The sequence below is a fragment of the Dongia soli genome (genome assembly GCF_034044715.1).
Lineage (GTDB): Bacteria > Pseudomonadota > Alphaproteobacteria > Dongiales > Dongiaceae > Dongia_B > Dongia_B soli.
This window is the reverse complement of record NZ_JAXCLW010000009.1, coordinates 43,031-64,896: the sequence shown is the minus strand read 5'-3', so window position 1 is coordinate 64,896 and position 21,866 is coordinate 43,031. Positions and strand designations below refer to the sequence as shown.

19 protein-coding genes are annotated in these 21,866 nt (G+C 59.6%); 11 read left to right on the top strand and 8 right to left on the bottom strand.

From position 1 onward, the window contains the following. Window positions 1–2: 2 nt before the first annotated feature. The gene (locus tag SMD27_RS21050; RefSeq protein WP_320510417.1) at window positions 3–830 is read left to right on the top strand and encodes an ABC transporter permease; all 828 of its coding nucleotides are present in this window, start codon (window positions 3–5) and stop codon (window positions 828–830) included. Between the two features lie 20 nt (window positions 831–850). Here the strand turns inward: SMD27_RS21050 and SMD27_RS21045 are convergent, their stop codons facing one another. From SMD27_RS21045 to SMD27_RS21010, 8 genes are all read right to left on the bottom strand, one after another. Beyond that, window positions 851–1,972 (bottom strand): DSD1 family PLP-dependent enzyme, encoded by a 1,122-nt coding sequence (locus tag SMD27_RS21045; RefSeq protein ID WP_320510416.1) that lies wholly within the window; start codon window positions 1,970–1,972, stop codon window positions 851–853. A gap of 14 nt (window positions 1,973–1,986) precedes the next feature. Further along, window positions 1,987–2,916 carry a serine hydrolase gene (locus SMD27_RS21040; protein WP_320510415.1) on the bottom strand — a complete coding sequence of 310 codons (930 nt, stop codon included), beginning with the start codon at window positions 2,914–2,916 and terminating at the stop codon, window positions 1,987–1,989. Window positions 2,917–2,937: 21 nt separating this feature from the next. Beyond that, complete coding sequence (locus SMD27_RS21035; protein WP_320510414.1) at window positions 2,938–3,954, bottom strand: ABC transporter ATP-binding protein; 1,017 nt, start codon at window positions 3,952–3,954, stop codon at window positions 2,938–2,940. Then, window positions 3,951–4,937 (bottom strand): ABC transporter ATP-binding protein, encoded by a 987-nt coding sequence (locus SMD27_RS21030; protein ID WP_320510413.1) that lies wholly within the window; start codon window positions 4,935–4,937, stop codon window positions 3,951–3,953. Before SMD27_RS21030 ends, SMD27_RS21035 begins: the two co-directional genes overlap by 4 nt. Continuing rightward, window positions 4,934–5,770, bottom strand: a complete 837-nt coding sequence (locus tag SMD27_RS21025) for an ABC transporter permease (RefSeq protein ID WP_320510412.1) — start codon at window positions 5,768–5,770, stop codon at window positions 4,934–4,936. The genes SMD27_RS21030 and SMD27_RS21025 overlap by 4 nt, the downstream gene beginning before the upstream one ends. After that, window positions 5,767–6,708, bottom strand: coding sequence for an ABC transporter permease (locus SMD27_RS21020; protein ID WP_320510411.1), 942 nt, complete (start codon window positions 6,706–6,708; stop codon window positions 5,767–5,769). Before SMD27_RS21020 ends, SMD27_RS21025 begins: the two co-directional genes overlap by 4 nt. A 90-nt stretch (window positions 6,709–6,798) precedes the next feature. After that, entirely contained in the window at window positions 6,799–8,346 is a 1,548-nt protein-coding gene (locus tag SMD27_RS21015; protein ID WP_320510410.1) for an ABC transporter substrate-binding protein, read from the bottom strand. A gap of 96 nt (window positions 8,347–8,442) precedes the next feature. Further along, a complete protein-coding gene (locus SMD27_RS21010; protein WP_320510409.1) occupies window positions 8,443–9,699 on the bottom strand; it encodes a D-amino acid dehydrogenase in 1,257 nt (418 codons plus the stop codon). A gap of 117 nt (window positions 9,700–9,816) precedes the next feature. Here SMD27_RS21010 and SMD27_RS21005 point away from each other — a divergent pair, with 117 nt between their 5' ends. The 10 genes from SMD27_RS21005 (at window position 9,817) to SMD27_RS20960 (ending at window position 21,260) form a co-directional block, all read left to right on the top strand. Continuing rightward, window positions 9,817–10,734 (top strand): LysR family transcriptional regulator, encoded by a 918-nt coding sequence (locus SMD27_RS21005; protein WP_320510408.1) that lies wholly within the window; start codon window positions 9,817–9,819, stop codon window positions 10,732–10,734. 15 nt (window positions 10,735–10,749) lie between these two features. Then, window positions 10,750–12,918, top strand: a complete 2,169-nt coding sequence (locus SMD27_RS21000) for a malate synthase G (protein ID WP_320510407.1) — start codon at window positions 10,750–10,752, stop codon at window positions 12,916–12,918. 105 nt (window positions 12,919–13,023) lie between these two features. Next, window positions 13,024–13,914 (top strand): proline iminopeptidase-family hydrolase, encoded by an 891-nt coding sequence (locus tag SMD27_RS20995; protein WP_320510406.1) that lies wholly within the window; start codon window positions 13,024–13,026, stop codon window positions 13,912–13,914. A gap of 81 nt (window positions 13,915–13,995) precedes the next feature. Beyond that, window positions 13,996–14,934 (top strand): ABC transporter permease, encoded by a 939-nt coding sequence (locus SMD27_RS20990; protein WP_320510405.1) that lies wholly within the window; start codon window positions 13,996–13,998, stop codon window positions 14,932–14,934. Beyond that, a complete protein-coding gene (locus SMD27_RS20985; protein ID WP_320510404.1) occupies window positions 14,931–15,785 on the top strand; it encodes an ABC transporter permease in 855 nt (284 codons plus the stop codon). Before SMD27_RS20990 ends, SMD27_RS20985 begins: the two co-directional genes overlap by 4 nt. After that, window positions 15,782–16,834, top strand: a complete 1,053-nt coding sequence (locus SMD27_RS20980; protein ID WP_320510403.1) for an ABC transporter ATP-binding protein — start codon at window positions 15,782–15,784, stop codon at window positions 16,832–16,834. Before SMD27_RS20985 ends, SMD27_RS20980 begins: the two co-directional genes overlap by 4 nt. Then, window positions 16,834–17,838: an ABC transporter ATP-binding protein gene (locus SMD27_RS20975; protein WP_320510402.1), complete on the top strand. Its 1,005-nt coding sequence runs from the start codon at window positions 16,834–16,836 to the stop codon at window positions 17,836–17,838. Before SMD27_RS20980 ends, SMD27_RS20975 begins: the two co-directional genes overlap by 1 nt. A gap of 11 nt (window positions 17,839–17,849) precedes the next feature. After that, window positions 17,850–19,388: an ABC transporter substrate-binding protein gene (locus SMD27_RS20970; protein WP_320510401.1), complete on the top strand. Its 1,539-nt coding sequence runs from the start codon at window positions 17,850–17,852 to the stop codon at window positions 19,386–19,388. Window positions 19,389–19,776: 388 nt separating this feature from the next. Further along, the gene (locus SMD27_RS20965) at window positions 19,777–20,274 is read left to right on the top strand and encodes a hypothetical protein (RefSeq protein WP_320510400.1); all 498 of its coding nucleotides are present in this window, start codon (window positions 19,777–19,779) and stop codon (window positions 20,272–20,274) included. Between the two features lie 470 nt (window positions 20,275–20,744). Beyond that, entirely contained in the window at window positions 20,745–21,260 is a 516-nt protein-coding gene (locus SMD27_RS20960; protein ID WP_320510399.1) for a DoxX family protein, read from the top strand. Window positions 21,261–21,866 lie beyond the last annotated feature (606 nt).

Below are 21,866 nucleotides of genomic sequence, written 5' to 3'. Positions count from 1 at the left end.
CCATGGCCCTACCGACCTATGCCTCCAAACTCGAGCGTATCTGGCGCTGGATATTTCTGGCGGTTTGCACGCTGATCCTGTTGTTCCTGATCGCACCGATCCTGGTGATCACGCCGCTGTCCTTTTCCAGCGAGCCGTTCTTCACCTACCCCCTGCCCGGCCTCTCTTTGCGCTGGTATATCGACTTCTTCACCTCGGATCGCTGGCAGATTGCGGTGATGAACAGCATCATCGTTGCCGTCAGTTCGACTGTCTTGTCGACATTTCTCGGCACACTCGCGGCACTCGGGCTCAGCCGCACCAAGCTGCCGTTCCGGGGCGCGATCATGAGCCTGTTGATCTCGCCGATGGTGGTGCCGATCGTCATTACCGCCGTCGGTATGTATTTCTTCTACGCGACGATCGGCCTGGCCAACACCTATCTTGGCCTCATTCTCGCGCATTCGGCTTTGGCGACGCCCTTTGTCGTGATCACCGTCACGGCGACGCTGACCGGCTTCGACCAGTCGCTGATCCGTGCCGCCGCCAGCCTCGGCGCATCAGGCACGCGCACGTTTTTCAAAGTGACCTTGCCGCTCATCCTTCCCGGCGTGACCTCCGGCGCACTCTTCGCCTTCGTCACTTCCTGGGACGAAGTCGTCGTGGCCCTGTTCCTGGCCAGCCCGGAACAGCGCACCCTGCCGCGCCAGATGTTCAGCGGCATCCGCGAACAGATCAGCCCCACGATCACCGCGGCGGCGACCTTGCTGATCTGTCTTTCGATTTTTCTCTTGCTCTCGGTCGAATTGCTGCGTCGTCGCGCAGAACGCCTGCGTGGCATTCGCAGCTAAAACGGCATCAGGCCCGCCGATCAGGTGAGCGCGCCACGCGCCTCGACGGGCCAGATATCGACGACCTCTTCACCGCGATGGACAATCAGCCAGTCATGCAGGTTGACTGTCGGATCGCAATGGCCGGGAATGAGGCGCAGGCGTTCGCCGAGAAGCGGCAGGGGGCCGTCACCTTTGCGGCGGATCACGCCGTGCTCGTCGGAAGGATTGCCGTAGACCAAATCTGCGCGGTCGAAGATGGCCGGCATGCCTGAATCGACGGCATGGGCCTTATGGCCGGCATCCACCACGGCATGATCCGGCCGAGCACTCATGACCGTCGTCAGCAGGGTCAGGCTGTGCTCAAAACGCGGTGTATCGGGCGCTGTTTCGTTGTCGCGGTAATCGCGGTCCATGAAAATATAGGACCCGGGCTGGATCTCGTCATACACGCCGCTGCCGGTTTCCAGATAGAAGGTGCCCGTGCCGGCGCCCGTCACGATGCCGATCGGCAAGCCGCGCTGCGCCATGGCGTCACGCAACTCGATGACCCGGCGGACCGCGACATCGATGGCCGCCTGACGTTGCGCTGGCTGACGCAGATGCTGGGCCTGGCCCTGATAGGCCTGGATGCCGGCATAGCGCAGCTTCGTTACCCCCATGCCGGTCTTGTCGATCAAAGACAACGCGTCCGCCGTGCTCAACACGCCGCAGCGCGCGGCGCCGACATCGATCTCAACATAGACATCGATCGGCGCCACCGCTTCTTGTGCCGCCTCCGCCAGGCGTTCGAGCCCCAGCACGCTGTCGATGCAGATCCCGATCCGCGCCCGACCGCTGAGCCGGGCGAGGCGCCGCAGTTTCGGCAGGTCGATCACCTCATTGGTTACCAGCACATCGCGAATGCCGGCGGCAACAAAGGCCTCGGCTTCGGAGACCTTCTGGCAGCATAGACCGATCGCACCAGCTGCTTGCTGCAGCCGCGCGATCGCACCGCATTTATGGCTTTTGCCATGGGCACGCAGGCGGATGCCATGCGACCGTACGAAATCCATCATCACAGCGCTGTTGCGCTCGAAGACCGTGAGATCGACCAGCAAGGCCGGGCTGTCGACCGAAGACATCGGAGCGCCGGGAGCGAGATCAGGCCGCGGCATAGCCATTGCTGTATCTCCCGTCAGCGGGCCAGCAATTCACAGACCTTGCCGGCAATGGCCGGCAGGACGGTCTCGCTTTCCGACATTTCCTTGCCTTGCGTGAAGGCGACGAGAATGAAAGCACGACCATTAGGTAACTCGACATAGGCAGCATCGTGATGACGATAGCTGGCATCGGCATCACCGGTCCAGCCGGTCCAGCCGGCTTTCGACCACAATTTGCTGCCTTCCGGCAAGCCGCCGCCGAAATAGCCCTGCACCTGGGCCGCTGGCCGGGTGACGAAATCGGGCTCCAGCGACCGGTGCAGCAGCTCGGCCATGTGGCGGCTCCGCGCCGGGGTCACCAACTGACCGCTGAAGATCGCGTAGAACAGCCGAGCGGTAGCATCGCAAGTCAGGCTGTTGTGATTGTTGCCGCCGAGACGAACAAAAATCTTTTCGCGCCCATAGCGATCGTCATCCATCAGTTTCTGGCAGACATTGATCGACTTCAGTTCAGGCCAGTTCAGCGACTGGAAATAACGGTTTACCCAATTGCGCCGCTCGGCCCAGTCGCGCATCTCCCCTTCACCGAGCAGGGTATCACCCGTCGTGCCTGTGACGAGATCGATGATGTAATTCGTCGCTGTGTTGCTGGACCACAGGATCATGTCGCGCATGGCGCGATCCAGTTCCTCATGCGGCTGCACAAAACCTTCTTCCAGCCGCGCTTCCACCGCCGCCAGATAGAAGGCCTTCACCACGCTGCAGGGATAAAAGGATTGCTCACTGCGATAGCCGAAGCCAGCCGGACGTTCGACAGCATTTTCCGGGGTTAGCGGTTTGTCGAACGGCAGCAATGTCACTGCGAACCGATCCGCTGCGAGGCCTTCCTTGCCGAAACGCTCCAGCGACCAGGAAATCAGTTCCTCACCCAATTTGCGGCTCTGCGCGGTCGTTTCGTAAAACATCGTCATTTCCCCATTTCGCAGTCAGGCGATTTCATACATGCGGCGGCAGCGCACCAGATGGCCTTCGCTATATTGCTCGAGATCCGGCCGCCGCGCACGGCAGGCTTCCTCCACCCAGGCGCAACGCGTCGAGAAGCTGCAGCCGGCCGGCGGATTGAGCGGGTCCGGCAATTCCCCTTCCAAACCGGCCGCTGCGGTGCGGCGGTCCGGATCAGGAAAGGGGATCGCTGACAGCAAGGCCTTTGTATAGGGATGGCGCGGCGCGTCGAACAAAGCATCCGCCTCCGCCAGTTCCACGACTTCGCCAAGATACATGACGGCGATGCGATGGCTGATATGACGCACGACATTCAGATCATGCGCGATGAAAATAAAGGCGATGCCGAATTTGTCGCGCAGTTCCTCGAAGAGATTGATGATCTGCGCCTGGACCGAGGCATCCAGCGCGGAAACCGGTTCGTCGGCGACGATCAGCTGCGGCTCCACCGCCAAAGCGCGGGCGATGCTGACACGCTGCCGCTGGCCCCCGCTCAAGGCATGCGGCAACCGATCTTTCAAGCGTGGCGGCAGCCCGACGGTCAGCAGCAACTCTTCCACACGCTCGGAACGCGCCTTCCCACCTTCGACGAGACCATGCGCTTTCAAGACCTCTTCCAGCGTCTGCTCCACGCTCATGCGAGGATTGAGCGAGGAATAGGGATCCTGGAAGATCATCTGGATCTGTCGGCTGGCAGCCTTGCGATCGCCGATCGCCGATAGCGGCTTCCCCTGCCACAAAACCTCGCCGGCGCTAGGATCATAGAGACCGGCAATGCAGCGGCCGAGCGTGCTCTTGCCGCAACCGCTTTCACCGACCACGCCCAAGGTTTCTCCCGGCCTGACTGCAAGGGACACATTTCGCACGGCCTGCAACACCCGCGCAGGCTTACCGGTTGCCAGCTGTAACAGGCTGCGGTTCTCGCCAAAGCTTTTCGACAGGTTACGGACGTCAAGCAATGGCGCGTGCGTCGCAGCCGGCGATGTCGCAACGGCGCTCACAGACCCAGCTCCTTGACACGTAGACAGGCCGATCCGTGTCCTGGTTCGATCATCTCCAGTTCAGGCAGCCTCTGCTTGCATTTATCCGCCGCATGCGGGCAGCGAGGATGGAAGCGGCAGCCCGGCGGCGGAGCCGCCAGGTTGGGCGGCTCGCCACCGATCGGCTTCAGCTTGGCGCCACGGCCAGCATGGGCTGGCAGAGCGTCGAGCAGCGCTCTTGTATAAGGATGCGCTGGGCGGCGGAAGATCTGGGGGGTCTCGCCCATTTCGGCAATACGCCCGGCATACATGACGGCGACGCGGTCACAGGTTTGCGCGACCACGCCGAGATCGTGGGTCACCATGAGCACGCTCATGCCGGTCTCATCCCGCAGCCGGAGAATGAGCTTCAGGATTTGATCCTGGATCGTGACATCGAGCGCCGTGGTCGGTTCGTCGGCGATCAGCAATTGCGGCCGGCAAGCAAGGGCAATGGCGATCAGCACGCGCTGCCGCATGCCCCCGCTGAAATGATGGGGATAGGCGCCGAGCCGCGATTCCGGCGAGGTGACCCCGACACTGGAAAGAAGGCGCACGGCCTCTTCCCGTGCCGCGCGCCGGCCGAGACCACGATGCCGCCGCAAACCCTCCATGATCTGGTCGCCGATCCGCATGGTTGGATTAAGCGCGGTCATCGGGTCCTGGAAGATCATGGCAATCCGCGCGCCACGCACATCCTCCATGCCGCGGTCGTCGAGTGACGCCAGGTCGATTCCATCGAACAGGATCTTGCCGCCCGCGACCTCCGTCGCCGCTCCGCCAAAGAGGCGTATCAGCGACCGGCAGGTAGCGCTTTTGCCGCAGCCGGATTCGCCGACCAGGCCGAAAATCTCACCCGGCCGGATATCGAAACTGACCCCGTCCACCGCGGTCACCGCGGAGCCGTGGCCGTTGAAGCGGGTCACAAGATTCTCGACCTGCAGAAGTGCGGTTGCGCCGCTCATGCTTTCGGCCTCAGGAAATCGTCAAGCCCGTCGCCCAGCAAGGCAAAGGTAATGCCGACATAGACGATGGCGAGGCCGGGAAACAGCGATCCCCACCATCCGTCGAAAATGAAATTGCGGCCCTCGGAGATCATGACGCCCCATTCCGGTGTCGGTGGCTGGATGCCAAGACCGAGAAAGCCGAGCGCGGTGACCGCCAGGATCGTCAGGACGACGTCGGCCATCATGAAGACAATAGCCGGGGTGATCGCATTAGGCAGTACATGGCGCAGGATAATGCGCAGATGGCTGTAGCCAAGCACCTTTGCCGCCTGGACATATTCCATCCGCTTCACCAGCAGCACCTCGCCCCGCACGATACGGGCGAAGGAGATCCAGGCGACCAAGGTAAAAGCGAGATACATATTGGCGATGCTGGGACCCAGCGAGCCGACGATGGCGATCACCAGCACATAAAAGGGAAAAGCCCAGAGGATATCGACCAGCCGCATCAGCACGATATCGGTCTTGCCCCCGATATAGCCGGAAACGAGGCCGACAGCGCTGCCAATCAGGAAAGGCAGCAGCACGCACATGATGGCGATCTGCAAATCCACCTTCGCCGCCGTTACCACACGAGCGAAGACATCGCGTCCGAGGTCATCGGTACCGAACCAATGATCGATGCCGGGCGGAATGAGGGATTGACCAAAATCCACCGCCAGCGGATCGGCCGACAACAGAAGCGGACCGATGAAAGTGAGTACCAGAAGAAGCAGCAACAGCAGCAGGCCGATCTGCAGCGATCTGTTGCGCCGGAAACGGGCACGGGTTTCTGTTGAAATCAAGCTCATGACAATTTCACGCGCGGATCGGCAATCGCATAGGCGATATCGGTGATGAGATTGATCGCCACGACGAGCACGGCAAAGGTGACCGTCAGTCCCTGGACCATCGGATAGTCGCGAGCCGAAATCGAGGAGACCAGCAAATAGCCGAGGCCCGGAATGGCGAAGACGGATTCGATCACGACCGTACCGCCGATCACCCAGCTTGTATGCACGCCCAGGACCGAGATGGTGCTGATCAGCGAATTGCGCAGGATATGGCGGAAGAGAACGACGCGCTGGCGCAAGCCCTTGGCGCGCGCGGTATCGATGTAATCCGCCCGCATGACATCGATCAGGCTGCTGCGCAGCGACCGGATGGTCAGCGCCGCCGTACCGAGAGCGATGATCAATGCCGGAAGGAAAAGATGATAGACCCGGTCAATGAAGGTATCGCCGTAACCCGAAACCGGGAAGATCGGATAGACGACGCTAAGCAGCAGAACGACGAGAACGCCGAGCCAGAAGGCCGGCATGGACATCACGGCGACGAAGAAGATCTTGATCGCGTGATCGGTGATGCCGTTCTTGCGCAAGGCGGCGAGCAAAGCCAAGGGGATCGTCATGGCGACGGCCAGCAGCGTGCTGAAACCGACCAGGGCCAGGGTTGCCCACAGCCGCTCGACAATCAGCGGTCCGACCGCTGAGCGATAGGCGATCGATTGCCCGAAACTGCCCCGCAGCATATCGCCGAGGAAGCTCAGATATTGCTGCCAGAGCGGGCGGTCGAGCCCGAGCTGCGTCGTCAGCCGCGCGATATCCTCGGCGTTACCGCGATTGCCGAGAATGAGAGTTGCCGGATCACCCGGCAGGACCCGGAGCAGCAGGAAGGCGATCAGCGTGATCCCGAGCAATACGGGTATCAGCTGCAGCAACCTGCCGAAAGTGAACTTTAAGATCTCCATCGCGCAACCAATCTACGGCATCGACCTGGAACCGGCGCGAAACCGGGCCGCGCAATTTATCAAACGCGCAGCCCGATTCCGTTCGGTCATTTACTTTACGACCACATCCTCGAGACGGTAATTCGAGGTCGGCAGGACGGCGAAGCCCTCGATATTCTTCCGGCTGGCATAGGGAACGCCCTGATGATAGAGGAAGATGAAGGGAGCGCCGTCATGTACGTGGGCTTCCATTTCCTTGAACTGCTTTTCCCGCTCGGGACCATCGGCCGTGCGGCGTTCCAGTTCATAGAGTTCATTCACCCGGTCGTCCTTCCATTCGGTATGGAAGGCATTGGCGCGCTCCGGATTGACGGCGGTGAAGCCGATCAGCTGGTCCGGATCGATCGTGTCGCTGGTCGTATAGCTCAGCGACATCTCGTAATTGCCGGCCTTGGTGGTGCTATATTGCGATGTACCTTCGATGCTCTGCAGCTTCAGATCGACACCGACCTGCTTCAGGCTGCTCTGCAGGGCGCTGGCGACCTGGCGATAGGTGACATCGCCCGACGGCACCAGCATGGAGGCGGAAAAGCCTTTCTCATAGCCGGCTTCCGCCAGAAGCGCCTTCGCCTTGGCCACGTCATGCGGATAGGGCTTCAGATCGCTGTTGTGATAGGCCATCACCGGCAGCGAGGAAACTGCTTCCTTGCCATTGCCGCGCAAGACGCCCTTGACCAGAGCCGCCTTGTCGACGGCATAGTTCAACGCCTGGCGCACGCGCTGTTCGTCGAACGGCTTCTTTTTGGTGTTGAGCTGAACGAGATCGGTACGGAAGACATTGGCAACACCGACATTGAGCTTCGGGTCGGCCTTCAGCTGCGACACCTGGTTGAAGGGAATGCCGACGATGGCATCGATCTCACCAGCCTTCAGTTTCAGGACCCGGGCATTGTCTTCGTTGATGATCTGGATCTCGGCTTCGTCGACCGCCGGCTTGCCGCTCTGCCAGTAATTCGCATTCTTCGCCAGCACCATCTTTTCGCCATGGGTCCATTGCTTCACTTGGAAGGGGCCGGAACCGAAGGGCATCTTGAAGAATTCGTCACCCTTCGCTTCGACCTCTTTCTTCGGCAGGATCGAGGCACTGAACAAAGCGAGATTGTTCAGCATCGGCGTGAAGGGCTTGTCGAGATGCAGGGTCACCGTCTTCGGATCGACGATGGTGTATTTCGTGACCGGTTTGAAAAAGCGCGCCCAATCGGACTTCTCGCCTGCCGCACGCTGCAGCGAATAGACGACATCTTCCGCTGTTACCGGCTCGCCATTGGCGAATTTGGCATCGCGCAACGTGAAAGTGTAATCGAGGCCGTCGGGTGAAATCGTCCATTTCTCGGCAAGGCCCGGCTCAAGTTTGGTACCGTCCTTGGAGGGGCGCACGAGCTGATCGAAGATCAGCAATTCGGTCCAGATCGACGGATTGTCGCTGGAAGCAATGGGGTCGAGTGTCAGGGCGTCTTCCGCGATCGCCACCCGCAGATTGGCGGCATCCGCCGGCATCGCCAGCAAGGGTGCCGACAAGCTGCCGAGAATCGTGGCGACGAACAAACCGCGCCGCCAGGCTTGGCCAGTCTTCATATGATTGATGAAACTCAAGGTCATTGGGTAGCTCCTCCCTTATAGGTTCCCAGTGTTTTCGTAAAATGCATGCTCGTTGAAAAAGCAACTTCGTTCAAAGCATCCCCGTCCCGATCCACGTCAATGCACCGTATCAAGGCGGAACGGATCGACGGCGATGGATGTCTTGCCGCCTTGCACCAGCTCGGTGACCAATTTGCCGGCACCGCAAGCGAGGGTGAAACCGAGCGCGCCATGGCCGACATTCAGCAGCAGATTGTCGAATGGGCTCAGACCAATGATCGGCTTGCCTTGTGCCGTCGCCGGCCGTTGGCCCGCCCAGGGCTGCGCATCGTCGAGATTGCCAAGATGCGGAAAACTGTCGATCACCTGGCGCTTCAACACGCTCATGCGGCCATGATCGATAGCGGCATGCGGCGCCCCGATATCGACCATAGCGGCGATGCGCACCGTTTCACCCAGCCGGGCATAGACGATTTTATGCCGGCTGTCGGTCACGCTGATCCGCGGCGCCACAGTTTCGGACGTCACCGGCACGGTCAGGCTATAACCCTTCAAGGCGCAAAGCGGCAGATGGATGCCGAGCGGCCGTGCGAGATCTCGACTGGCAAGACCGGCGGTCAGCACGAAGAGATCGCTGTCAATTTCGCCGCGATCAGTGAGCACCGCCCGAATGCGCTTACCGTCCGCTTTCAGTGCGCCGATCTTGTGATGATAGAGCCGCTCGACGCCATAACGCTCCAGCAGCACGCGATCGAGCTCGCTGCAGAACTTTTGGCAATCCCCGGCATCTTCCGAGGGCGTGTAGATTCCACCTGCCAGACGACCGCGCAGGCTGGCGAGCGCGGGTTCGAGAGCAATGCAGGCCTCCGCATCGAGCACCTCCTGCTCGGCCCCGAGGCTGCGCTGGTAATCGACCAAGGCACGCGCTTCGTCCAAGGCCGTGGCATCGCGATGGATCACCAGCTTGCCCTGATGACTGAAATCGAAATCCAGCATCTCGCGCTTCAGCAGATCATGCAGGACGTCACGGCTGAGATAAGCGAGCGAGGTCAGTTCCGCCGTATGCTGACGGCTGCTTGCCCGGGTGCAGGCACGCAGGAAATTCAGCGACCAGCGCCATTGCTCCAGATCCGCGCGCAGATGGAAGCGGAGCGGAGAGTCGCGGTTCAGCAGGTATTTCGGCAAGGAGGGCAGTACCGAGGGTGCCGCCAAGGGGGCCACATAGGAATAGCTGAGCTGACCCCCATTGGCGTAGCTCGTTTCCTGTCCCGGCAAGCCGTTGCGGTCGATCACCGTCACCCGGTGCCCCGCCTCGGCCAGGAAATAGGCCGTGGTGAGGCCGACGACCCCCGCCCCCAATACGCAGACCCGCATAGTCGATCCGTCGATGTGACAATTAGAAGACTGACAATTTGCTAAAGCAGCTGCTTGAGCAAGTTCCTTTGTTTGCACTATATATAACCTAAGGTTATATGTTTAGGACGTAATATCATGCAGTTAAGGCATATTGAAGCCTGCCACGCCGTTTTCCAGACCGGCGCCATTGCCCGTGCCGCCCGGCTGCTGGGCGTCAGTCAGCCGGCCGCCAGCAAACTGATCAAGCATGCGGAACAGCAATTGGGCTTTCGCCTGTTCGAGCGGATCAAAGGCCGGCTGGTGCCCACCCGCGAAGCGGAGATGCTGGCGCCGGAAGTGGAGAAAGTGTTCCGGCAATTGGAACAGTTGCGCCGCCTCGGCCAGAACCTAGTCCCTCACGCGCAGGGACGCATCCGTCTGGGCTGCATTCCCAGCCTGGGCCTGAGCGTGGTGCCGCAGGCGATCCAGCAATTCCAGCGCACCCACCCGGATATTCAATATGAAGTTCGCACGCAGCACACCTCGCAACTGATCGAAGGTTTGATGTCGCAGGAACTCGACCTCGCCTTCACCTTCGACATCGAGCCGCAGGTCGGCATCCGCGCCGAACGCCTGGGGCCGGCCGAGTTGTTCTATATCCGAAAGGATTTCAACAAGACTGAAGCACGGTTGAGCGAAATCGACCGCGATGACCTGATCGGGCTGATGGAAAGCGACCCGCTCGGCCGGTTGCTCGATCGCAAGCTGCGGCATGAGGGTCTGGTCGCATCGCCGAAAATTCAGGTCCAGACCTATTACATCGCTTGCGCCCTAGCAGAAAAAGGCTGCGGCGGCGCCATTGTCGATGCCTTTACCGCGATGTCCTTTCGGGACAAGGATGTCGGCATCGCCCGCATCAAGCCCAGTATCGGTTTCAAGGTCGTGGCCCTTTACAGCGACCTGCGCGTCCTACCCCGGCATTGCAGCGACTTCATCAAAAGCTTCCAGGCAGCTTGCGAAATCTCGCTGAAACCCAATCGGCGGCGGGCCGGCTTTTCAGGCCGAGCGGAATGAAGTAGCTTTATCCGCATGAGCGCTCGCCTTCCCCGCCATCGGCTCCAGGTATCAGAAGAGCTTGCCGGCTTCCTGGAGACTGAAGCCTTGCCTGGCAGCGGCGTCGAGATCGAAGCCTTCTGGGCGGGTTTCGATGCCCTCGTCCACGATCTGACACCAACCAACCGGGCCTTGCTGGCAAAACGCGACGCCTTGCAGGAGAAGATCGACGACTGGCATCGGCGCCATCGCCCCAGTTTCGATCCCGCCGCCTATCGCGCCTTTCTTGAAGAGATCGGCTATCTGGTGCCGGAGCCGGCCGATTTCGACATTGCGACCAGCAATACCGACGAGGAGGTTGCGGTCCAAGCCGGACCTCAGCTGGTTGTGCCAATCACCAATGCGCGCTACACGCTCAATGCTGTCAACGCCCGCTGGGGCAGCCTTTATGATGCGCTCTACGGCACCGATGCGATTCCCCGGGACAAGGCAGCAAGAGCCCTGAAAGGCTACGACCCGGAACGCGGCGCGCGGGTCATCGCCTATGCACGCGCCTTCCTGGATTATGCGGCCCCATTAAGTGGCGTCTCTCATCAGGCAGTTACCGCCTACCGGATCAGCAATGGATCGCTGGAAGCCGTGACGCCCCACTGCGTGACTGCGTTGCGCACACCTTCCCAATTTCGCGGCTTTGTCGGCGCCCCCGATCAACCTTCGGCGATCTTGTTGCGCCACCAGGGGCTGCATCTGGAGATACAGATCGACCGCAGCCACTTCATCGGGAAATCAGACCCCGCCGGCATCAAGGACGTGGTGCTCGAAGCGGCCGTCACCACCATCGTCGATTGCGAGGATTCGGTTGCCGCCGTCGATGCCGCCGACAAGGTCCTGGTCTATCGCCATTGGCTCGGCCTGATGCAAGGCAGCCTGGCCGAGGACGTAACCAAGAACGGAAAGACTTTCACCAGGGTCCTGGCATCCAACCGGGTCTATACGGCACCGGATAACGGCACGCTTACCTTGCCCGGCCGCGCCCTCATGTTCCTGCGCACCGTCGGACACCACATGACCAATCCGGCGATCCTGCTGGATGATGGCAGCGAAATTCCCGAAGGTATTCTGGATACGGTGGTCGGCGCCGTCATTGCCCGGCATGATCTCAACGGCAGTGGGCCGTTCCGCAATTCGCGGTCGGGCAGCATCTATTTCGTCAAACCGAAGATGCACGGGCCGGAAGAAGTGGCCTTTGCCGATGAGCTGTTTGCCCGGGCGGAGGATATTGCCGGCCTGCCACGACACACCATCAAAATGGGCATCATGGATGAGGAACGGCGCACCACGCTGACGCTCAAAGCTTGCATCGCTGCAGCGAAACACCGCGTCGCTTTTATCAATACGGGCTTCCTCGACCGCACGGGGGATGAGATCCACACCTCAATGGAAGCTGGTCCAATGGTGCGCAAGGGAGCGATGAAAACCACGCCCTGGATTGCCGCCTATGAGCGTAACAATGTCGAGGTTGGCCTCGCCTGCGGCCTGCGCGGCAAAGCCCAAATCGGCAAAGGCATGTGGGCCATGCCGGATATGATGTCGGAGATGTTGCAACAGAAAAGCAGCCAGCTTGAGGCCGGCGCCAATACCGCCTGGGTTCCCTCGCCGACAGCGGCAACTCTACATGCGCTGCATTATCACCAGGTCGATGTAGCCGCGGTCCAGGCCAGCCTGGAAGGAAAGAGAAGCGGTCTGATGGATGAGCTGCTGACCATTCCCGTTGCGACCGATGCCAATTGGTCGCCGGAGGAGGTCCAGCAAGAGCTCGACAATAATATTCAGGGTATCCTTGGCTATGTGGTGCGATGGATCGACCAGGGCATCGGCTGCTCCAAGGTGCCCGATATCAACAATGTCGGATTGATGGAGGATCGCGCCACCTTGCGCATCTCCAGCCAGCATATCGCCAACTGGCTGCATCACGGCATTGTCAGCGAAGCGCAGATAAGCACTACCTTCCGCCGCATGGCGGAGGTCGTGGATCGCCAGAATGCAGGCGATCCGGCTTATCGGCCGATGGCACCAGATTTTGAGACATCTCAGGCCGCCCAGGCAGCACTGGAACTCGTCTTTAAAGGACGTGATCAGCCCAATGGCTATACTGAACCGTTGCTCCATCGCTGGCGTCTCGCGCTCAAAGCAGCGCATGACTGAACGGCACAGGATCCGCATCCGGTCCTGAAACGCGGGCGATTGAAAAAACTGCTTTCGGGCTTTAAGGTCGCTGCCAATCAAAATGCGACGTTACGGGAGGCAAAAATGTGGCGGGAAATGGCGCCCGATGCACAAGTCGATGTGACCATCGACGGGTACCGGGTCGTTACCTATAGCTTCGGCAAGGGCAAAGAGACTTTGTTCTGCCTGAATGGCGGACCGGGCCTGCCTTGCGATTATCTGCGCGAAGCCCATTCCTGCCTGATCGATGACGGTTTCCGCGTCGTCACTTTCGATCAGTTGGGCACCGGTAAATCCGACCGGCCGACCGATCAGAAATTATGGGACATTACCCGCTACGTGGCGGAGGTGGAGACAATCCGCCAAAAGCTCGATCTGGGCCAGGTTCATTTGCTCGGCCATTCCTGGGGCGGTTGGCTTGCCATCGAATATGCGCTCACCCATCCTGGCGCCCTGCGGACATTGATCCTGGAAGATACCGTCGCCGACATGCCGCATCTGGTGAGCGAGCTCAATCGCCTGCGCGCGGCGCTTGGTGCCGAGACGGTCGCCATGATGCAGCGTCATGAGGCCGAAGGCACGATCAATCACTCGGCTTATCAGGCAGCGATCACCATTCTGAACTATCGCCATGTCTGCCGCCTCGATGAATGGCCGGCACCCGTGAAGCGATCCCTGGATGACTGGAACATGGGTCCCTACGTGACGATGCAGGGGCCGAATGAATTTCTTTATACCGGCAATCTAAAGGACTGGAACCGCGTGCCCGAACTGCACCGCATCACCGTACCGGTCCTGATCACCACGGGCCAGCATGACGAATTGACGCCGGCCTGCGCGCTGCGCATGAAGCAGCATCTGCCGAATGCCGAACTGCATTGCTTCCCCAACAGCTCGCATATGCCGTTTTATGAGGAGCCGGAGGCCTATTATCCGGTTCTGCGCGGCTTCCTGAAACGTCACCGCGGCGCGTGACCCCGTGATGTTTGATCGGGTTTCAGACGTGCCATGCGCGCATTCGTCTGGATGGCAATGTCTCGAGCGGGCTGACGACTGATGCATCGTTTTCGCTTCATTCTCTTCCGTCCCTTGCAGCTCATCCCGGTGCTGTTTGGCATCAGCGTCATCACCTTTATCCTGGTGCGCGCCATTCCGGGCGATCCGGCGCGAATTCTGCTCGGCACAAAATCGACGCCGGAAGCAATTGCCCGCATCCGCGAACAATACGGGCTCGATGAGCCAATCTGGCTGCAATATCTCTACTTCATCAAGAATTTGCTCCGCGGCGAAATGGGGAAATCCATTCTTTATAAATCCCAGGTTCTCCATCTCGTCGGCGACCGCATCATGCCGACGCTCAATCTGGTGATCTACAGCGTGATCCTCGCATTGGTGATCGCCGTGCCCCTGGCGGCGATCGCCGCCACCAAGCGCGGCCGGATCGCCGATCACATCATTCGCCTCGTCTCGACGGCGGGGCTGGGCTTCCCGGCCTTCTGGCTGGGGATCATGCTGATCATCCTGTTCAGCATCAAACTGGACCTCCTGCCGGTCTCGGGCTACGGCTCCAGCTTCAGCGATCAGTTACATCATCTCATCCTGCCAAGCCTGACGGTCGCCCTCGCTTTATCAGCGATCATCATCCGGAGCTTGCGGGCAGGCATGATCGCGGAAGCGGCATCCGATTACGTGCAGGCAGCCCGCGCCAAGGGGCTGCCGGAATCCTCGATCTTCTGGCGCCATGTCCTGCCGAATTCCATCGTGCCGACCATCAACTTGCTGGCAATCAATATCGGCTGGCTGATCGGCGGCACCGTGGTGATCGAAACGGTGTTTTCGATTCCCGGCATCGGCCAGCTGTTGATCCGCGCGATTTTCACCCGGGATTATATGGTGGTGCAGGCCGTATCCCTGGTCTTTGCCGTCGCCACCGTGGCGATCAACTTCGTCTCCGACATCCTGAGTGTCGCCATCGACCCGCGGATCAAGCTATGAGCATCACGGTCGCCGCCTCCTCGCGCTTCAACTGGCTGCCGCGTTTCGGGCGCGGTCCCTTCCCGCTCTATGCCGGCGCGACGATCATCGCCTTCTGGGTCATCGTGGCGCTTCTCACCCCCTGGATCGCACCCTACGATCCGATTACCCAGGATTTGAGCCAAACCTTGCAACCGCCGAGCCTGGCACACCTGCTTGGCACCGATAATTTCGGGCGCGACGTTCTCAGCCGCATCATGTGGTCTTCCCGCATCGATCTGCAGATGGGGATCATCGGCGTTGTCTTTCCTTTCATGATCGGCACCATTGTGGGATCGCTCGCCGGCTATTTCGGTGGCTGGGTCGATGCAGTCTTCATGCGTATCCTTGACGTGGTACTTGCCTTTCCATTCCTGGTGCTGATGCTGTCCATCATCTCGATTTTGCAGCCAGGCCTGATCAGCTTCTATATCGCCATCGCCCTGGTCGGCTGGGTTTCCTATGCACGGTTGATCCGGGCGCAGGTCCTGGTGCTGAAGAACAGCGACTTCGTCATCGCCGGAAAAAGCCTGGGCTTCAGCCATCTTCGGCTGATGTTCAAGCATATCTTGCCAAACTCCATCACCGCCTCGATCGTCTTTTCGATGTCCGATGTCGTTCTGGTGGTGCTGGCCGGCTCCTCGATCAGCTATCTCGGTCTCGGCGTGCAACCACCGACGGCGGAATGGGGGGTCATGATCGCCGAAGGGCAGAATTTCATCTCCTCGGCCTGGTGGATGACGACCTTTCCCGGCCTTGCGCTGGTCCTGATGGCTTTCGGCTTCAGCTTGCTGGCTGACGGTCTCGGCGAGAAATTGGGAGTCCGCGAATGACGGTCGCCACTTCCATGCGGACGATATCCGGCACGCCGGTGCTCAGTGTCCGAGATCTTGTCGTCGGCGCCAAGACGCCGCAAGGGCCGCGCACGATCGTCGATGGCGTTTCCTTCGATCTTCACCAGGGACAAATCCTCGGGCTGGTTGGTGAGAGCGGGTCGGGCAAAACCGTGACCTGCCGGGCCCTGATGCGGCTGCTGCCTGCGACCAGCCTCAGCATTCAATCCGGCAGCATCAGGTTGATAGACCAGGACATTGCGCATCTGCCGGAAGACAAGATGTGCCAGTTGCGGGGCAGCAAGATCGGGATGATTTTCCAGAATCCCACCAGCCATCTTGACCCCGTCATGCGTATCGGCGAACAGATCGCGGAAAGCATCCGATTTCACGAAAACGCATCGCGGCGAGAAGCAAAGGCCAAGGCGGTCGATCTGCTGCGACAGGTCGGCATTCCCGATCCGCAAAGCCGGGTCGATAATTTTCCCCACGAATTCTCCGGCGGCATGCGCCAGCGGGCCTTGATCGCCACGGCGCTTGCCTGCAACCCCGGTATCCTGGTTGCGGATGAGCCGACGACCGCTCTCGATGTCACGGTCCAGGCCCAGATCCTGCGCCTGCTCCTAGACCTGCGCGATCAGCGCGGACTCGCCATGATCCTCATTACCCACGATCTTGGCGTTGTTGCACAGACTTGCGACAGCATCGCCGTGATGTATGGCGGGCGCCTCGCCGAGATCGGTCCGAAGCGGGCGTTGCTGCGCGAGCCGCGGCATCCTTATACGGCCCGCCTGATTGCCTGCCAGCCAGGTGCATCGACAGGCTACGGTTTGATGCCGAGCATTCCGGGGCAACCGCCCTCAGTCAACGCATTCCCGTCTGGTTGCCGCTTCCACCCCCGCTGTGACCTCGCCATTCCGATTTGCCAGCAGGAGCATCCGCCGATGCGAGAAATGGCCCAGGATCATTTCAGTGCCTGTCATCGTGCCGAAGATGTCGTGCCGTTACGCACGGATACCGACGTCAATCAAGCTCGAAAGGCACTGTGATGTCGGCGCTTCTGCAAGTCGAGGATCTTGAAGTTCACTTCCCAGCAGGCGGCTTCGCCTTGCCCGGCAGACCGAAACGGCTGGTAAAGGCGGTTAATGGCGTCTCCTTCGAATTGGCGCGGGGCGAGACCTTGGGCCTGGTCGGCGAAAGCGGCTGCGGTAAAAGCACACTGGGCCGGGCTATTCTCCATCTCAATCCCATCACCGCGGGCAGAGTCGTTTTTGACGGCACAGACATGTCACGCGGAGAAGCCGCAGATATCCGGAAGCTGCGCAGCACCGCCGCGATGATCTTCCAGGATCCCTATAATTCGCTGAGCCCGCGCCAATCGATCGGCGATACCCTGGCCGAGGTTCTGCGGGTTCAGCGAAAAAATTCCGGCGGAAAGATTGAAGAACGCGTGCGCAAGTTGCTGTCGCTGGTCGGCCTCAGCGCCGACCTCATCAACCGCAAGCCGGCCACATTAAGCGGTGGGCAATGCCAGCGGGTCGGCATTGCTCGCGCTTTGGCGATCGATCCCCAACTGGTGATTGCCGATGAATGCGTCGCCGCCCTCGATGTCTCGATCCAGGCACAGATCATCAACCTACTGATCGAGCTCAAGCAGCGCATGAACCTCTCGCTGATCTTCATCGCCCATGATCTGGGTGTCGTGCGTCGGCTTTGTGATCGTGTGGCGGTGATGTATCTGGGGCGCATCGTGGAAACCGGGCCCGTTGAGCAGATCTTCCGAGCGCCGAAGCATCCCTACACGGCGGCCCTGATCCGGGCAATTCCGGCCATCGATCCGGACCTATCCTTGCCGCAAAAGCCTCTCGGCGGTGAGCCGCCAAGCCCGCTGCACCTGCCACAAGGTTGCAGCTTCCATCCGCGCTGCCCGGCGGTGATGGAGCAGTGCCGGCACGATCCGTTTCCGACTGACCGTTTCATCGATGGACGGGATGTCGCCTGCCACCTTTATCCAACCGCCGAGCCGTCTTTAAACGGACAAGGCAATATCTGAGGAGCGGAACCATGAGTAAAAAGCGTTTGAGAAGCAGCTGTGCCGCCGCACTGCTGACAGTCATGACCCTGGGCGGCTCGCTGCTGATGAGCATCGACCAAGCCTTGGCCGACACCATCCTCACCATCGGCCGGCGGGAAGACGGCACCACGATGGATCCGATCAAGACCTCGCAGAATGTTGATTTCTGGATCTTCGGCAATCTCTACGACGTGCTGGTGCGCGTCGACAAGACCGGCACCAAGCTTCAGCCGGGGATTGCCGAGAAGTGGGACGTCTCCCCCGACGGAACGGTCTATACATTCCATCTGCGCGATGCAAAATTCTCGGATGGCTCGCCGATCACCGCCAAGGATGTGGCTTTTTCGCTGAGCCGGATTCGCGACAACAAGGAATCGCTCTGGATCGAGACCTATTCGGTCATGAAGACGATTGAAGCCAAGGACGACAAGACACTCGTCATCACCTTGAAGCAGCCAGCCGCACCGTTCCTCGCCTCACTGGCCATGCCCGGCGCCGCCATCCTCTCCGAAAAGGACGTGACTGCCCAGGGCGAAGAAGCCTATGGCGAGAAGCCGGAGGTCACATCCGGCGCCTTCACGGTCGCGGAATGGGCGCGCGGCGACAAGGTCGTGCTGAAGAAGAATCCGAACTTCTGGCAAGCCGATAAAGTTAAGCTGGACGGGTTGGAATGGATCTCCGTTCCGGATGACAATACCCGCATCCTGAAGGTGCAGGCCGGCGAACTCGACGCCGCCATTTTCGTCCCCTTCTCGCGCATCGCCGAGCTGAAGAAGGATTCGAACCTGAAAGTTGTCCTCGATCCCTCAACGCGCGAAGATTCGCTGCTGATCAACCACGAGCATGGCGATCTCGCCAAAAAGGAAGTGCGCCAGGCAATCGATTACGCTATCGACAAGCAGGCAATTGTCGACACCGTCACCTTCGGCATTGGCGAAGTCGCGAATTCCTACGTGCCCAAAGGCAGCCTCTATTATTACGCGGACAATCTGCGTCGCCCCTATGACCCGGCGAAAGCGAAAGAATTGCTGGCGAAAGCCGGCGTCAAGAATCTCACCCTGAATTATCTCGTCGAGGCCGGCAACGAGGTCGATGAGCAGACTGCGGTTCTCATTCAGCAGCAATTGGCCAAGGCCGGTATCACCGTGAACATCCAGAAAGCCGATCCCAGCCAGACTTGGCAGATGGAAGTCGATGGTAATTACGACCTCGCGGTCAATTATTGGACCAATGACATCATTGACCCCGATCAGAAAACGACCTTCGTCCTCGGCCATGATGCCAATATGAACTACATGACCCGCTACAAGAACGAGCACGTCAAGGATCTGGTCGCCAAAGCGCGGGTTGAGATGGATCCGAAGAAGCGTGAGGCGATGTATGTCGAACTTCAGAAGACGGCCAAAGATGACGTCAACTGGATCGACCTCTATTACAGCCCCTATCGCGGCGTAACGCGCAAGAATATCGAGGGCTTCTACCAGAATCCTCTCGGTCGCTTCTTCATGGAAGACGTCGTCAAAAACTGACACTGTCACCTGGTGAGAACAACGGCCGGGGAAACCCGGCCGTTTTTTTTGCAGCCGCTTAGCAGCCGAAACGGCTTTCCCCGCATGGCGGCGATACGAACTTCACTGCCTCGCGACACCCAGCAAATCGAAGCGAACATTGATGCTTCGCCGTAAGGGATGCCGCCCGGTATGACACCAGAGGGAGGGCAACAATTTTATCGCAGCTTCCGCGTCATCTCGGAAAAGGCCGTTTCGCTTTGAGAGGCTCGCCACGCTTAACGGGCATGTGATTGATCGAATACGGAACCAACTGCCGCGATAGACGATTTTTTTTAGATGGAAGGCAACGATGCAACGATGCCTCGCGGCAAACTTGCTTGCCGCGCCAGACCGAATTGGGAGATACATGATGCGCCTCAACAGTCAAACCAGTCGGATATTAGTGGCGTTGCCCGTTATGATGGCCCCGCTATTCCTTGTAGGCTGTTCGTCGCCGAGCTCGCCACCCCAGCAGGTCGAATCGCAAAACCCCAGCGTCACCTATAAATATCGTGGTGACGACGAATTGCTGGCGGCCAATCAGAAGGCGGTAACCTTCTGCAACCAGTATAAGTCTCTGCCGCAAACCCAAGACATTCGCGATTCGTCCAACGGCGAGAAAACCGTGACGTTCGATTGCGTCGCGGCGCCAGCCACGTCGACGACGGTGACAACCGTCCCCTCCACAACCTTATCAGCGCCCAGCTCGAATCTTACCTCCACCTATCGTACCGATCAGGAGCTGCTGAATGCGTCGCGCAATGCGGAAATCTATTGCGGCAATCAGGGGGCTCGGCAGACTACGGCGACCATCGTTACCAACACCGATGGCAGCCGAACCGTAACCTTCCAGTGTGTCTCTTAGCAATCGACAGTTGCCGTAATGGGCAGCGCCTCTGAAAGCTAAACCGAAGCCGCCCGGCAGGACGGCTTCGGATACTTCTCGTCTCTCCGTAGATATTGCCTCTGTGGCGGCGGCCGCTTGAAAGCTCGCGTGGCCAGCAACCTGTTTTGACCTTGGCAATAAATTCGCCACCGCTGTAACCCGAGAATGGGCTCGGGCGAATGCATCTACATCGCCTGTTTGAGCGAGATGCCATCGCGGATGAAAAAGAGAGCAGAATGTTTGATATGAAGAATCTCACGCGTCTGAAAAAGCTCAGCGCCGCCGCCCCTGACGCCATGACGCATCTATTCGAAGACTAATTCCCTCTTTTTACCTTCGCCAGCCTCACCATCCGCATGAACCATTGCGGTGGGTAGAGCTGTTTGGTGCGTCCGCAGTCTTGCCCATGTGGCGGGAGCACCTGACTACTTTCAAATCACGTGATCAATATGGAAAAGATAGGTCTATCGCCGGGATTGATGCATATCCTCGTCAGGCCATTCGGCCGACCTGCCCTGCCCTACTGGGCGACCGCCATCCCGTTGCGCCTGATTGTAGGATACGGGTTCATGGAACACGGCTTCGCCAAGCTGGCACGAGGCGCAGACTCGTTCGTGAATATCCTCGACGCGATCGGTGTCCCCGAGCCGCATCTCATGGCCTGGGCAACGATCTTAATCGAGATAGCCGGTGGCTTGGCCGTGCTCCTGGGCGCCTTCATCTCGTGGGTCAGCATCCCCATGGCGGTGGTTCTTCTGGTGGCGATGTTCACGGTTCACCTGCCCTATGGCTTCAGCTCGATCAAGCTCATGGCTGTGACCGCAAGCGGCGCTCAATTCGGCCAGCCAGGCTACGAGACGGATCTTCTGTATCTGGCCTGCCTGGCAGCCCTCGTGATCGGGGGCGCGGGGCGCTGGTCGATTGACGGGCTCATCGACAGACGATGGAGCGCGAGCCGGCCATAACGACGAAGCGCGCTAGCCGCGTTACGCCTTCAGATCTATTTGGCGGGAGTCTGAGTCTGAGGCTGAGCCTCAGGCACCGTGACACCAGGAATATCCAGATCCACGCATGGATGCGAATTGTCTGGCGGACAGTAACGCCACATTTCGTGGTTTCTCGGATAACCCGCACGGGTTTCCGTCATGGCTGAGGGAAACATAGCTGGTACAGCGCTCCGCGGTGCCGAAGCAACAGGCACCCGGTTGGCTGCGGGCAATCTGTCGTCGTCCGCAGCGCCTGCTGGTGATGAGCCAGCACACAGCGTCGTGACAATGCTGAGGTAAGTCACCGCCGACAGGAAAAAACGGCCGATGGATAAGTGCATTGGATGAGCGCTTTACTCGCTTCGACAGGTGACCAGGACGCCATCAGTACCATGCTTGGATGAACGTCCGATTAATAAGCTGTCGTACGATGCGCCATTTAAAAAGGCCCCGCTCTTTCGAACGGGGCCTTTGGATTGGTTGCGGGGGCCAGAAACCACAGACAGTTTCGCTTACCCCGGATTGAGATTTAAAGCCTTTACGATTTAGATGACTTTGCCGTCGGAGTTTTTTTGCCCTTCGACC

What these genes read in the sequence shown, in the direction of transcription:
- SMD27_RS20995 (WP_320510406.1), top strand. Translation starts at nt 13,024, where the DNA reads ATGTGGCGGGAAATGGCGCCCGATGCACAAGTCGATGTGACCATCGAC.
- SMD27_RS21020 (WP_320510411.1), bottom strand. Translation starts at nt 6,708, where the DNA reads ATGGAGATCTTAAAGTTCACTTTCGGCAGGTTGCTGCAGCTGATACCC.
- SMD27_RS20985 (WP_320510404.1), top strand. Translation starts at nt 14,931, where the DNA reads ATGAGCATCACGGTCGCCGCCTCCTCGCGCTTCAACTGGCTGCCGCGT.
- SMD27_RS21010 (WP_320510409.1), bottom strand. Translation starts at nt 9,699, where the DNA reads ATGCGGGTCTGCGTATTGGGGGCGGGGGTCGTCGGCCTCACCACGGCC.
- SMD27_RS20980 (WP_320510403.1), top strand. Translation starts at nt 15,782, where the DNA reads ATGACGGTCGCCACTTCCATGCGGACGATATCCGGCACGCCGGTGCTC.
- SMD27_RS21045 (WP_320510416.1), bottom strand. Translation starts at nt 1,972, where the DNA reads ATGGCTATGCCGCGGCCTGATCTCGCTCCCGGCGCTCCGATGTCTTCG.
- SMD27_RS20970 (WP_320510401.1), top strand. Translation starts at nt 17,850, where the DNA reads ATGAGTAAAAAGCGTTTGAGAAGCAGCTGTGCCGCCGCACTGCTGACA.
- SMD27_RS21050 (WP_320510417.1), top strand. Translation starts at nt 3, where the DNA reads ATGGCCCTACCGACCTATGCCTCCAAACTCGAGCGTATCTGGCGCTGG.
- SMD27_RS20990 (WP_320510405.1), top strand. Translation starts at nt 13,996, where the DNA reads ATGCATCGTTTTCGCTTCATTCTCTTCCGTCCCTTGCAGCTCATCCCG.
- SMD27_RS21030 (WP_320510413.1), bottom strand. Translation starts at nt 4,937, where the DNA reads ATGAGCGGCGCAACCGCACTTCTGCAGGTCGAGAATCTTGTGACCCGC.
- SMD27_RS21025 (WP_320510412.1), bottom strand. Translation starts at nt 5,770, where the DNA reads ATGAGCTTGATTTCAACAGAAACCCGTGCCCGTTTCCGGCGCAACAGA.
- SMD27_RS21000 (WP_320510407.1), top strand. Translation starts at nt 10,750, where the DNA reads ATGAGCGCTCGCCTTCCCCGCCATCGGCTCCAGGTATCAGAAGAGCTT.
- SMD27_RS21015 (WP_320510410.1), bottom strand. Translation starts at nt 8,346, where the DNA reads ATGACCTTGAGTTTCATCAATCATATGAAGACTGGCCAAGCCTGGCGG.
- SMD27_RS21005 (WP_320510408.1), top strand. Translation starts at nt 9,817, where the DNA reads ATGCAGTTAAGGCATATTGAAGCCTGCCACGCCGTTTTCCAGACCGGC.
- SMD27_RS20960 (WP_320510399.1), top strand. Translation starts at nt 20,745, where the DNA reads ATGGAAAAGATAGGTCTATCGCCGGGATTGATGCATATCCTCGTCAGG.
- SMD27_RS20975 (WP_320510402.1), top strand. Translation starts at nt 16,834, where the DNA reads ATGTCGGCGCTTCTGCAAGTCGAGGATCTTGAAGTTCACTTCCCAGCA.
- SMD27_RS20965 (WP_320510400.1), top strand. Translation starts at nt 19,777, where the DNA reads ATGATGCGCCTCAACAGTCAAACCAGTCGGATATTAGTGGCGTTGCCC.
- SMD27_RS21040 (WP_320510415.1), bottom strand. Translation starts at nt 2,916, where the DNA reads ATGTTTTACGAAACGACCGCGCAGAGCCGCAAATTGGGTGAGGAACTG.